Source organism: Streptomyces sp. NPDC021093 (assembly GCF_044333135.1).
Taxonomy (GTDB): Bacteria; Actinomycetota; Actinomycetes; order Streptomycetales; family Streptomycetaceae; genus Streptomyces.
Genome location: NZ_JBIRQJ010000005.1, coordinates 455598 through 468999 on the forward strand (window position 1 = coordinate 455598; position 13402 = coordinate 468999).

Annotated in this window: 7 protein-coding genes; 5 read left to right on the top strand and 2 right to left on the bottom strand. The window is 67.6% G+C overall.

The window, feature by feature from the left end; all coding sequences use genetic code 11:
- Positions 1-8: 8 nt before the first annotated feature.
- From ACH4SP_RS18065 to ACH4SP_RS18085, 5 genes are all read left to right on the top strand, one after another.
- Positions 9-2600: a DUF262 domain-containing protein gene (locus tag ACH4SP_RS18065; RefSeq protein ID WP_398415893.1), complete on the top strand. Its 2592-nt coding sequence runs from the start codon at positions 9-11 to the stop codon at positions 2598-2600.
- A 129-nt stretch (positions 2601-2729) separates the two neighbouring features.
- Positions 2730-3233 carry a DUF4365 domain-containing protein gene (locus ACH4SP_RS18070; protein ID WP_398415895.1) on the top strand — a complete coding sequence of 168 codons (504 nt, stop codon included), beginning with the start codon at positions 2730-2732 and terminating at the stop codon, positions 3231-3233.
- A complete protein-coding gene (locus tag ACH4SP_RS18075; RefSeq protein WP_398415897.1) occupies positions 3230-4417 on the top strand; it encodes a hypothetical protein in 1188 nt (395 codons plus the stop codon). The genes ACH4SP_RS18070 and ACH4SP_RS18075 overlap by 4 nt, the downstream gene beginning before the upstream one ends.
- 149 nt (positions 4418-4566) lie before the next feature.
- On the top strand, positions 4567-7842 hold the full coding sequence (drmD, locus tag ACH4SP_RS18080) for a DISARM system SNF2-like helicase DrmD (RefSeq protein WP_398415900.1): 3276 nt from the start codon (positions 4567-4569) through the stop codon (positions 7840-7842).
- Positions 7839-12059 (top strand): Eco57I restriction-modification methylase domain-containing protein, encoded by a 4221-nt coding sequence (locus tag ACH4SP_RS18085; RefSeq protein WP_398415902.1) that lies wholly within the window; start codon positions 7839-7841, stop codon positions 12057-12059. Before drmD ends, ACH4SP_RS18085 begins: the two co-directional genes overlap by 4 nt.
- Before the next feature lie 78 nt (positions 12060-12137).
- Here ACH4SP_RS18085 and ACH4SP_RS18090 read toward each other — a convergent pair whose 3' ends face one another.
- Complete coding sequence (locus ACH4SP_RS18090) at positions 12138-12359, bottom strand: DUF397 domain-containing protein (RefSeq protein WP_398415904.1); 222 nt, start codon at positions 12357-12359, stop codon at positions 12138-12140.
- Positions 12356-13246, bottom strand: coding sequence for a helix-turn-helix domain-containing protein (locus ACH4SP_RS18095; RefSeq protein ID WP_398415906.1), 891 nt, complete (start codon positions 13244-13246; stop codon positions 12356-12358). Before ACH4SP_RS18095 ends, ACH4SP_RS18090 begins: the two co-directional genes overlap by 4 nt.
- Positions 13247-13402: the final 156 nt, after the last annotated feature.

Genomic DNA, 13402 nt, shown 5'->3' on the forward strand with positions numbered 1-13402 from the left:
TGACGCGAGTGCACGCTCAGGAGACCACGTTCAGCAAACTCGTCCAGGGCGAGAAGCAGTTCCAGGTCCCGCTTTATCAGCGGACGTACAGCTGGCAGCGCGAGGAGCTGCAGCAATTGTGGGACGACGTGCTGGAGCTGGTCGAGGAGCAGGCGGAGGGCAGACCACCCGCCGCGCACTTCCTGGGATCGGTGGTACTGGCGCCGGGGCGGGTCACCGCGAGCAACATGCAGCGGTGGCTCGTGGTCGACGGACAGCAGCGGCTGACCACCCTCATGCTGGCTTTCACCGCGTTGCGGGACCGCCATCGCGAGCGTGGTGCGGACAAGAAGGCCGCACGCATCCATGACCTGCTGCTGGTGAACAGCTACCGGGACGGCGACGACCGCTACCGGCTGCTGCCGACCCAGGCGGACCGGGACGCCTTCACGGCATGCGTGGAGTCCGCACCGAAGGCGGGCGGGCCGGGCAATGTGGGTGCTGCCTACCGGTTCTTCCTGGGTGCCCTGGCAGAGGGGGAGGAGAGCGGCGGAGAAGCATGGACGGACGGGGTCGAAGCCGTACTGAGTAATCTGCTGACCATCGTCGAGATCACCGCGGCCGAGGGCGACAACGTCTACCGGATCTTCGAGTCGATCAACAACACGGGTGTCGGGCTCAGCCAGAGCGACCTGCTGCGCAACTACCTCTTCATGTACCTTCCGCACCGGGGCGAGTCCGTCTACCGCAATCTCTGGCTGCCCATGCAGGATCTGCTCGGTCCGGAGAGCCTGGAGCTGCTCGTCTGGCTGGACCTGGTCGTGGCCGGCAACAGCAGGGCCAAGCAGAGCGAGATCTACCGCGACCAGAAGAAGCGGCTGGAGCCGCTGAGCGGTGACGAAGCGGCGATCCAGAACGAGATCGCCGCTCTCGCTGCGCAAGCCGAACGCCTGATGCGGATCCTGGAACCCGAGCGGGAACCCGACCCGGCCCTGCGCGACGTACTGGAACGCCTGTCCCGCTGGGGCGGTCAGACCCACTACCCGCTCGCCCTTCACCTCCTGAATCGAGTTGACTGCGGCCGTGCCACGGCCCAGGAGGCGGCCGAGGCCTTGGAGTACGCAGAGAGCTATGTGGTGCGGCGCCTGATCGCCGGGCTCTCCACCACCGGCAGCAACCGCGTCTTCATGGAACTCCCCAAGGAGATCGACAAGGAGAGCTCCCCGGCGGAAGCCGTACGCCGCCTCCTGTCGCGGAACACGACGGGAGCCCGGGTCTGGCCCGGCGACGACGCACTGCGCGAGGCGGTCCGCACCCGCCCCTTCTACAAGGCGGGCCGCAGCAACCAGCGCTTCCAGGTGCTGCGCAGGCTGGAGGAGAGCTACCGGTCGAGCGAACCGGTCGACTACACCAAGGCCCACCTCACCGTGGAGCACGTGCTCCCGCAGAACCCCGCCGACCAGTGGTACGACCTCCTTGCCGAGGAGACCGAGGACGGCCAGAGCGCGAGCGATCTCCACACCCTCCTCGTCCACACCCTGGGCAACCTCACCCTCTCCGCCGACAACGCACGCCTCTCCAACCATCCCTTCCGCCGCAAGCAGGAGATCCTCGACTCCAGCGCGCTGCGCATGAACCAGGGCATCGCCGCCAAGGAACGCTGGGGCAGAGCGGAAATCTTGGCCCGCGCCGACGAACTGGCCGAGCGGGCCGTCCAGCTGTGGCCCGGCCCCATCGAGGGAATGCTGTACGCCGACGACGAGTGGGCGGGCTGGAAGGACCTGCGCGCTGCTCTCCTCGCCATGCCGGCCGGCACCTGGACGACGTACGGGGACGTCGCCGCCCTCATCGGTACCCACGCCGTCGCCGTCGGCAACCATGTCGGCACCAAGGCCGGGCTGCACGGCGCCTACCGCATCCTGACCGCCGACGGTCGCATCTCAGCGGGCTTCCGCTGGACCGACGACCAGCACTCGGGAGACCCGCGCACCCTCCTAGAATCCGAAGGCGTTCCTTTCGACGAGGCGGGCCGGGCCCGGCGCTCTCACCGTCTCACCACCGCGGACCTTGCCACCCTGCTGGGCAAGGAGGTTGCCGAGGACGTCGAACCGGCCCCGGCACCGGCCCCGAACGGCGAGCCGCAGCCAGCGGCAGCCCGCTTCGAGACCCAGCTCCGTGACAACCAGACACCGGCAACCGTCCAGGGTGTCCTGTCGGTCCTGCGCTTCTGGGAGCAGCAGGGCGGCTACCGGGCCTACGGCCGGGCGAGCGAAACCAGCTGCTTCCCCACCCTGGATGCGGGCGACGCCTTGCACACCCGCACCCTCTGGCCCCTTGCCCTCTACCCCGTCACCGGCACGGTCGAGGTCGTCTTCCAACACCTCAAGCGCCGCCCGCCCTTCGACGACGAACCGCGCCGCCGCGAACTGATGGCCCGCCTCAACGAGATCGACGGCATCGAACTCGCCGAGGCGAAGCTCGACCTCCGCCCGTCGTTCCCGATTGAGACCTTCGCCGAACACAGCGACGAACTGGCCGCAGTGCTGGAGTCGTTCGTGCACACGGTTGCGCTGGCGGAGGCGCGGCGGCCGGTGGGGGACGGCGAATCCGCCATGTTCTGAAGCCGACCCTGGCCGGAACCCGGCCTTCCTGGCCGATCAGTGCTCGGGTAGCCTGCGCGAACAGTGATCGGCATGTCACTCCGGGCGCAGGTTCGTGACGGGTGGCCTGCGACCGGAGCGCGGGGGCGCATGGAGCACAACAACCACCAGGGCTGGTACGGAGAAACATTCGTGTCAGCCATCGCGGCAGCGGCCGGATTCCAGGTTGCCGTGCCCTACCCGGACATCGGCAAGGACCTGATCCTGGGCCGTGATCATGCGGACCCGGAACTGGATGTGCAGATTGCACTCCAGGTGAAGTCGCGCCGAGTCGGAGAGTTCACCATGGCGGGCGACGACTTCGGCATTTCGCTCCCCGTGGAGCAGTACAAGCGGCTGCGAGGTCGCAGGCAAGTCCCTTGCTACCTGGTGATGGTGGTGGTTCCGCAGGACCCGGGGCAGTACATCAGGGTGGAGCAACAAGCCCTGACCCTGTACCACTCGGCGTACTGGCTGTCGTTGGAGCATCACACGATGCCCGTTCAGCAAGGGCGAAAGTACGTGACTGTCAGTGTGCCGCGAGACAATCTGCTCACGATCGATGTTCTGCACGAATTCTTCGACCGGGCGTGTGAGGAGGTGCCCGCGCCATGACCGCAGCCGGAGTGTCCGAGCACGAACTGGCGCGGCTGCGCCCGCACGATGTGGCGCGCTATCTGAGCAGCAGGGGCTGGCAGCAGGGCGGGCGGGTCCGCTACAGCCGTCGCTGGGAGCTGGAATGGGGCGGGCAGCAACACCGTGTGCTGCTGCCGATGGACATGGAGCTCGCGGACTACCCGGACCGCATGGCCGACCTGCTTGGCGCGCTTTCCGCCGTCGAAGGACGTCCGCCGGCTGCGGTGCATCAGGACCTGGCACTGACGGGCCTGGATGTGCAGTACATCAGGACCAAGCCGAACACCCCGTCGGGCACGATCCCCATGCAGGACGGAGTGCTGGCCGTCACCAGCGCACGTGATCTGCTGATGGCGGCAGCCTGCGACACCGTGGCGACCGTCCACCGGCTGGTGCAGCCTCGGCGTAAGCCGACGAAGGCGAAGGCGTTCGTGGAGGCCGCGAGGTTGGGGCCCAGCACGCAAGGCAGCTACATCCTCAGCATCCAGGTACCGCTGCCCGAGTCCCCGTCCGTCGGCTCGCTCTTCGAGGATGCTCCCGAGCTGGACATGGCACCGGAGCCGTTCGCACGCAAGGTGTCGCGCAGACTGTACGAAGCAGTGACGGCGGCCCGCGCAGCGGCAGAGAAGGCGGCTAGGTTCGACGACTCGGGCCCTCTCGCCCGAGCTGTGAGCGACGGCGTCTCGGCCGATTTGTGCGAGGCGCTCGCAGGGATCGGCGGAACCGAGAGCCGCGAGGGGCGCGAGCCTCGCCCCGGCCATGCCTTCTCGCTCAGTTTCGCCTGGTCCCCGCGCTGGCCAGTGCCCTATGCGACCACTCCCACGGAATTCCCCCGGCGTCTGGTGCACGTGCTCAGGGAAGGTGCGCAGGACCTCCGGCGGCAGGAACCGGACGAGGGGGTCACCATCGTCGGCCGCACCACCAAGCTCAAGCGCACGGGCGACATCGGCCCCGGCGAGGTGACCGTGGAAGGACGGCTGATGAGGGAAAACGGAGACCTCGTCGGCCAGCAGCGACAGATCCACCTCCACCTCAGCGAGGAGGACTACGACCGCGCGACCGAAGCCCACCGCGACCGGCTGGACCTCAGGATCGAGGGCGATCTCACCCGGCGCGGCAACTACCAGGAACTGATCAACCTGACGGGCTTCGACGTGCTGTGACGAAGCCTGTACGGCTCGCGTCGGCCGGTGCCAGAGTGGGCGCTGTGCAGGAGCGGGCACAGCCCCCGGCTGGACCGGGATGCATGTTTGAATAGTCGAGTTTGTTGTGGTTCGCCCAGGGTGGGGCGGCAGAGGAGCACGGAGGGCCGATGACGACATCGCCGACCACCGACCTGGCAGGTGTGGCCCAGCGGGCCGCCCGTCGCCGTGGGGACGCGCAGGACCCCACCGCCGTGCCGGAGATCAGCGACCTGGTCGAGGTACGGGGCCAGCGCTGGGTGGTGGCCGACGTCGACCATGCCGAGCCGCAGCAGGCGCACGACCACGCCGAGCCGCGGCGGGAGCGCGGAGACGGCCCGACCTCGGGCACCACCCTGGTCACCCTCAACAGCGTCGAGGACGGCCGCTACAACGACACCCTCTCCGTCATCTGGGAGGTCGAGCCCGGCCGCCGCAGGCTCCCGTCCGGCTCCCTCCCCGAAGTCACCGCGAACAGCTTCGATCCGCCCGAACGGCTCGCCGCCTTCCTCGACGCGGTCCGCTGGTCGGCGGTCACCTCCGCCGACGTACGTACGCTCCAGGCGCCCTTCCGCTCCGGTGTCGCCGTCGAGCCGTACCAGCTGGAACCCGTTTCCCGAGCCGTCGCTGCCCCTCGCGTCAATCTCCTCCTCGCCGACGACGTGGGTCTCGGCAAGACCATCGAGGCGGGCCTCGTCGCCCTGGAGCTGATCCTCCGCAACCGCGCCCACAAGATCATGATTGTTTGTCCGGCCGGCCTCACCGTGAAGTGGCGGGACGAGATGGCCGAGAAGTTCGGCCTGGACTTCACGATCATCGACTCCGAGCGCAGCGCCGAAGTCCGCCGCAGCCACGGCAGCGCCGCGAACCCCTTCAACATCTACCCACAGTGCATCGTCAGCCTGCCCTGGCTGCGCGGCCCCAAGGCCCAGCGCCTGCTCGCCGAGGTTCTGCCCGTCCAAGACGGTGACGCGACCACTCCCACCAAGCGCGCCTTCGACCTCCTCATCCTCGACGAGGCGCACCACGTGGCGCCCTCCGCGCCCAAGCAGCTCTACCCGGTCGACTCCCAGCAGACCAAGCTGATCCGCCGCCTCGCCCCGCACTTCGAGCACCGGCTGTTCCTGTCCGCGACCCCGCACAACGGCTACCAGGAGTCGTACACCGCACTGCTGGAGATCGTGGACGGCCAGCGTTTCGCCCGCGGGGTGGAGCCCGACCCGGAGGCCGTCAAGGACATCGTCGTACGACGCCTCAAGACCGACATCCGCGAACCGGACGGCACCCGCCGCTTCCTGGAGCGCACCACGCTCGCCCTCCCCGTCGAGTACACCGCCGACGAGCGCCGCATCCACGGCCTCCTCAAGGAGTACGCACAGCTGCGCCGCACCAAGCTCGGCACTCGCTACAAGGGTGGCCGCAAGGCGGCCGACCTCGTCACGCTCCTCCTGAAGAAGCGGTTGTTCTCCTCCCCGGACGCCTTCGCCCGCACCATCGCGGTCTACCTGGAGACCCTGCGCACCAAGAAACAGGAGGCCGCCGAGGAGGTCGAGGACTGGCAGGAGACCTTCTTCGACGACTACGCCGACTTCGACGACGAACCCCTCGCCGAGGCCGAGGACGACGCGATCTCCCGCGCCACCACCCTCCAGCCCAGCACGGACACCGACGAGGCCGGCCTCCTGGAGCAGATGGAGGAGTGGGCACTGCGTCACCAGGCCCACGCCGACTCCAAGGCCCGCGAACTCATCACGTACCTCAAGGCGGTCTGCCTGACCGCCGACGGACAGCACTGGCTCAACGAGCGCGTCGTCGTCTTCACCGAGTACCGCGACACCCAGATCTGGCTCCAGAACCTGCTCCGCGACAACGGCCTCGGCGGCGACCGGGTGGCCCTCCTGCACGGCGGCCTCAACGCCGAGGACCGCGAGGTCCTGCGCCTCGCCTTCCAGGCCGAGCCCTCCGCGAACCCCGTACGCATCCTGCTCGCCACCGACGCGGCCAGCGAAGGCATCGACCTCCAGCGGCACTGCCACCGCCTGGTGAACTACGACATCCCCTTCAACCCCAACAAGCTGGAACAGCGCATCGGCCGCATCGACCGCTACGGCCAGCGCACCGCCCCCGAGGTCGTCCACTTCATCGGCAGCGGATACGAGAAGGCCACCGACACCTACGAGGCCGACCTCGAATTCCTGGCCCGCGTCGCCAACAAGGTCGCCCGCATGGAAGAGGACCTCGGCAAGGTCAACGCCGTCCTCGCCGACGCAGTGCAGCGCCGCATGACCGGAGACCTGGGCGCCGACTTCGACGTCGAACGCGCCGAGGCGTACGCCAAACGCAAGTCCAAGCGTGGCGGCAATGTGTCGGCGGAGAAGGACGTACAGGCCCAGGCGCAGCGCCTCAAGGACCAGGTCGACGCCACCGTGGCAACCCTCGGCATCACCCCGGCCAAGGTCGCCCGCGTCGTCTCCACCGCCCTGCCGCTCGCCCGCCAGCAGAACATCCGTCCCACCCTCGACCAACGCGAAGCGACCCCCGGCTTCTACGAGGTCCCCACCCTCACCGAGTCGTGGGAGCGCGCCAGCCAGGGCCTCGCCGACAAGCTCCATCCCGAGATCCAGCGCCCCATCTCCTTCGACGCCGAGAGCATCAAGGGCCGGGACGACGTCGTCCTCGCCCACCTCGGCCACCCCCTCGTCGCCATGTCAACACGCCTGCTGCGCGCGGCAGTCTGGAACAAGGACCAGACCGGCCTGGCCCGCGTCACCGCCGTCGTCAGCGACCACCCGGAACTGGAGACCACCTTCGTCGGTGCCTTCGCTCGCTTCGTCCTGGTCGGGGCGGACGGCGTCCGCCTCCACGAAGAGGTGCTCCAGGCCGGCGGCTGGCTCCGCGACGACGCCCCCGGCGCGAAGCCCCGCTTCAGCCGCCTGGAGAAGACCACCACCGTCCGCGACATTCTCGACAGCTCTCTTGCGGGCTCCACCCCGGCCTCCTCCCTCCTCCAGACCCGGCTTGCCGACGCCTGGCCGCACATTGGCGAAGGCCTCGTCTCCTCCCTGGAATGGCGCGCCCGCAACCGCCAGACCGCTCTGGAGAGTCGCCTCGAAAACCGCCGCCGCGCCGAGACCGACCAGATCGCGGCCAACATCGACCGTTTCCGCGCCTCCCTCCAGGCGGCCCTCGGTAAACCGGCCGACGAGGAGGGCCAGTTGGAGCTCGCCTTCGACGAGGCCGAGCAGCAGGCCCGCGACCGGGAGAACTGGCAGAAGCGGTACGAAGCCCTGGAGACCGAGAAGCAACGCGAGTTCGCCTCCATCGCCGCCCGCTACGCCCAGCCCAAACCGTTGCTGTTCCCCGTCGCCGTTGTCTTCGTCGTTCCCCGCCGGGAGGCCGTGAAGTGAGCACCACCCCCGCCCGTTCCGGTACGTTCCGGGGCCGCGCCCGCAGCGGGGCGCCGCTGCCCGACGGCAGGCAGCAGCACCTGGACTGGCTGAGCCTCGTCGATGTGTCCGGCCCCTTCCTGACCCTCCCCGTCCTGCTCAAGGCCTGGCCGCAACTGGACGCCATCGACAAGCCGATGCGTACGAAACTGCGGTACGAGCACGGAGTCTGGCAGTCCGACCCGGCAGCCGGACAGGACGCCTGGACGAGCTTCCTCCTCCACGAACTCCTCGGCTGGGGCGACGCGTTGCGCGAGGACGAGACGCTGGCGGAAGCACTCGCCGTCGACGTCCCCGAGCACGACGCGCGCGTGACCCCCGCCTTCGCGCTGCTCACCCCGGGCTCCACGGCTTCCGACACCGCTTCTCTCGTCACCGACGCGCACGTCCTCGGTATGACGGTCCCTGCTGGCCAGCACCCGGCCCGCCGCGTCCCCGACTCGCCGTGGTCAGCCACACCCATCGACCGCATGGCCCACCTCTGCCGCCACCACGGCATCGAACTCGGCCTGGTCACCGAAGGCCGCTGGTGGGCCCTGGTCTGGGCGCCGCGCGGCGGCGTCACCACGTCCGCCGTCTTCGACACCGTCGCCTGGACCGAGCAGGCGGAACGCGTGGTCGTACGCGCCTTCCTCTCCCTCCTCAACCGCCGCCGCTTCTTCGCCGTGGCCGAGGACGAGATGCTGCTGCCGCTGCTGCGGGAGTCCCTGGACAACCAGGAGGACGTCACCGACGCCCTCGGCGTCCAGGTCCGCCAGGCCGTCGAACTCCTCGCCGAGGCCATCGGCCGCGCCGACATCAACGAACGCGCCCAGGGCCGCCGGGGCCTCGCCGACGTCCCCGCCCAGGACGTCTACCGGGGAGCCGTCGCCATCATGATGCGCGTCGTCTTCCTCCTCTTCGCCGAGGAGCGCGGTCTGCTCCCGGGCGACAACGAGCTGTACGTACAGGCCTATTCGGCCAGCCGCCTCACCGAGGAACTGGAGCGGCAGGCCCGCGAAACCACCGAGGAGGACCTGGAGCAGACCCGGGCCGGCTGGCACCGGCTCATCGCCCTCTTCAACGCGGTGTACGGCGGAGTCGACCACCCCAAGCTCACCCTCCACGCGTACGACGGCTCGATCTTCGACCCGAACACGTACCCGTGGCTGGAGGGCCGGGGCACGGGCGAGAACGACCCCTCCGAGCCCCTCCCGATCGACGACCGGACGGTGCTTCACATGCTCCAGTCCGTCCAGCACGTCTGGATCGGTACGGGGAAGAAGCGCGAGCGCCGGCGGCTGACTTTCCGCACGCTCGACGTCGAGCAGATCGGTTACGTGTACGAGGGCTTGCTCTCGTACCAGGGGCGACGGGCCGAGGACACGGTCGTGGGCCTGATCGGCAAGCCGGGCATGGAAGCGGAGGTTCTGCTGACCAGTCTGGAGTCGAAGGCTGCGGGGGCGGGGGGAGTGGCTGAGCTGGCGGCTCTTCTGGCGGATGAGTTCAACAAGACGACGGGTATTGGCAGTACGGCCAAGCTCGCCAAGGCGCTTGCCCCGCTGGGCGACGCGGAGCGTGAGGCGGCCCGCAGCAAGCTCCTGGCCGCGACTGGCGGCGATGTTGTTCTGGTGGAACGGTTGCTGCCTTTCCAGGGCATCATCCGCCGTGACCTGCGCGGGTTGCCGGTGGTGATCCGGCCGGGTGCCCTGTACATCACGGAGTCCTCGCTCCGTAAGAACACCGGCACCCACTACACCCCCAAGTCCCTTGCGCAGCAGGTCGCGGACGGTGCGCTGGAGCCTCTGATCTACGAGCCGGGGCAGGGCCCGCTCCAGACGGTGGACCGTGCGCTGTGGCGTCCCAAGTCGTCGAGCGACCTGCTGAAGCTGAAGGTCGCGGACATCGCGATGGGCTCGGCGGCGTTCCTGGTCGCTGCGTGCCGCTACTTGGCCGGTGCGCTGGTGGAGGCGTGGAGCAGGGAGGGTGACCTGCGGGCCATCGCCTATCTGGAGGCGGCGGACTCGCTGTCGGCTTCGGCGGTGGACGCGGAGGCGGACCCGGTGATGGTCGAGGCGCGGCGTCAGGTGATCGAGCACTGCCTGTACGGGGTGGACATCAACCCGATGGCTGTGGAGATGGCGAAGCTGTCGCTGTGGCTGGTGTCGATGGACCCGGAGCGGCCGTTCACGTTCCTGGACGACAGGTTGGTGGCGGGGGATGCGCTGCTGGGGATTACGTCGGTGGAGCAGTTGGAGGCGATGCATCTGGATCCGGCGCGGGGGCGGCGGATCCATGGGGATGGGATCGACTTCACGGGGGGTGTGCGGCGTCTGGTGGGTGAAGTCGCTGACGAGCGAAGGAAGTTGGCGGGGATCCCAGGGATAGGGCTGGAGGCGCTGGCGGAGAAGCGGGCGATTCTGGCTTCGGTGCGGGAGAAGACGCGACAGGCGGGGGTTTTTGCGGATTTGGTGGTGGGGGCGGCGTTGGTGGGGGCGGGGAAGGGGGATAAGGAGCGGGATCAGCTTTCATTCGAGGCGGTTACGGCAGCTCATGATGTGGCTGATGCGAGGGAAAGCGCGGAGGTCGCAAGGGAGGAGTTGCGACGTGTGAAGGGGGTAGCAGCAACGTGGCTTGGGTTCGGTCAACCAGAAGGGGCTTTTGATCGAGAGCCAGTACACTTGCCGTTGATTTTTCCGGAAGTGTGGGATGAGCGGGATGGTTTTGATGCCGTGGTGGGTAATCCACCATTTCTGGGAGGGAAAAAGGTAACGGGCGCGATTGGTGTGCCTTATCGTGAGTATCTGGTGAGAGAGTTGGGTGGCAATATTCGCGGCAATGCCGACTTGGTTGCCTATTTTTTGCTGCGGGCGCATGGGCTATTGAATGAACGTGGGCAGGCCGGGTTGGTTGCCACGAACACTTTGGCCCAAGGGGATACCCGGGAGGTGGGCCTTGATCAACTGCTTGCAGGCGGCGTGACGATTCGCCAGTCGGTGAAGAGTGCGCCGTGGCCCTCCCGCAGCGCGGTACTTGAATATTGTGCGGTGTGGACCAGCCGGGCCGAACTGAATGAGGGCGGGGTAAGAGTTTCGGATGGTGTCCAGGTTGAGGGGATTACTTCTTCATTGGACGTTGCGTCGAGGGTGATGGGAACGCCTCAACGGTTGGTCGAGAATCATGGGTTTGCTTTTCAAGGGGCGGTGGTTCTAGGGGTAGGTTTCACGATGGAACCCGGTGCTGCTCAGGACCTGGTCGCGAAGGACGATCGATATAGGGAAGTTTTGTTTCCGTATCTGACAGGGCAGGATCTGAATTCTAGTTCGAGCGGTGTTGCCAGTCGCTGGATTATCAATTTCCATGGTTGGAGCGAAGAACGTGCCTCTGAGTATTCGGAGGCATTCGAGCAGGTGCAGCGGCTCGTGAAGCCTGACCGTGATAAGGCTAATCAGAGGGAGTACCGAGACCTCTGGTGGCAGTATGCGCGACGTGGGCTGGCTCGCATGAGGGCTGTTGAGGGGTTGGAGCGTGTTCTCGCGATCACTCTTCACACGAAGACGGTCATGCCCGTTGCAGTGAAGGCGAATCAGGTCTTCTCTCATGGGCTAGCAGTTTTTGCCACGGACGATATGGCGATGCTGGCACTGCTCAGTAGTGCCCCGCACTACTGGTGGGCTATCAGCCGGGCATCCACCATGAAGGGTGACCTCCGCTACACGCCTTCCGACGTGTTCGAGACCTTCTCGTGTCCCCAACTCGCCGCAGATCTGCGGAGCTTGGGTAGCTACCTTGATGCCCGCCGTCGCGAGATCATGCTCCAACGCGGCGGCCTGACCGCCACCTATAACCTCGTCCACGACCAGTCCTGCACGGACCCGGACATCACCGAACTCCGCAGAATCCACCGGTCCATCGACGAAGAAGTGGCCTGTGCCTACGGCTGGCACGATCTCCTCGCCCAGCCCGGCGGCCTCGACCACGGCTTCCACGACACCCGCCAAGGCCCCCGCTACACCGTCGGCCCCGTGGTCCGGCAGGAGATCCTCGATCGGCTCCTCGAAGAGAATCAGCGCCGCTACCAGGCCGAAGTGGACGCCGGTCTGCACGCCAAGAAGCAGGCCAAGAAAGCCGCCCCCGCCAAGGTGAAGAAGGTGGCCCCGCCCAAGCCCCCCGCCGAGGAGCCCCCGAGTCTCTTCTGAGCGCCATCCGCCCGGACACACGCGTGGCCCCGGTTGGGGGAGAACCCTCAACCGGGGCCACGCGCAAGGCCGTTCTGCTCAGACTCCGGTGTGCTCTCCGCCTCGTACGCCCGAGACGAAGGCCGCCCACTCCCGCCCGCCGAAGGCCAGACGCGGCCCCCGCACGTCCTTCGAGTCGCGTACGTGGACCGTTCCAGGAGTGGCCGCGACCTCGACGCACTCCGGGCCGTCGGTGCTGCTGTAGCTGCTCTTGAACCACTCCAGGCCGTCGGCGCGCTCAGCAGAGGGCTTGATGCTCATGTTTCTCCCAGTACTTTGTCGATGAACGCGAGGGACTCCCGGGGGTTGAGCGCCTGCGCGCGGATGATCCCGTAGCGGGCTTCCAGAACGCGGACGTGCTTCCGCTCGGACGTCACGCGACTGAACAGAGCCCCCTCCGCATGCGCCACCTTCGGTCCGTGGTGTGGGTCGAGCAACATGAACGAGCCCCCGCTCAACCCCGCATGATCCTCCCGATCCGTCGGCATCACCTGGATCTCCACGTTCCTCAACTGCCCAACCTCCAGCAGGCGTTCGAGCTGATTCCGCATCACCATCCTGCCACCAACAGGACGCCGCAGAGTGATCTCTTCCTGTACGAAGCTGAGGAAGGGAGCGGGGCGCCGCTCGAAGACCCTCTGGCGGGCCAGGCGCGCGGACACGTTCCGCTCGATGTGGTCCTCGTCGAGCATCGGGCGGTGCATCCGGTACAGCGCCCGCATGTACTCCTCCGTCTGGAAGAGCCCGTGGATGTGATGAGCCGCATACGCCCCCATCTCTGCCGCGTCCGTCTCCAGCCGTGTCAGGTCCCGCACCTTCTTCGGGTAACGGACCTGCTCCACGTCCTTCTTGAACTCGGCGATCATGCCGTCCGCGCCCAGCGCCACATCCGAGCCGTCGAGGAACGCCGGTTTCGGGATGCGCCTGCCGCGCTCGACCGCTTCGACCTGGTGCTCCGTGTAGCCGATCTGTTCGCCCAGTTCGGCCCGGCTGAGCCCGGCCCGTTCCCGCCACTTTCTGAGATGACGGCCGACCGCTTCCAAGGTCTCCGACGTGCCCTCGTCCCAGTCCTGCTCCTCGACGCCGTCGTCGTCGGGCTCTTCCGCACCCGTGACCGCGCCCGCGTCTGCCGTACCGCCTGCTGTCATGCCGTACCACCTTCCGGCCGTACCCGTCCCCGCCACTGTGCCCGACGACGCACCACCCCGTCCGGTTACGCCGGACAGCCCGGCCAACTGCTCCCGGGACGCGCGACAACTACGATCCGTATCGACGCCGTCACTTTTCACCGTACGGCGGACCGG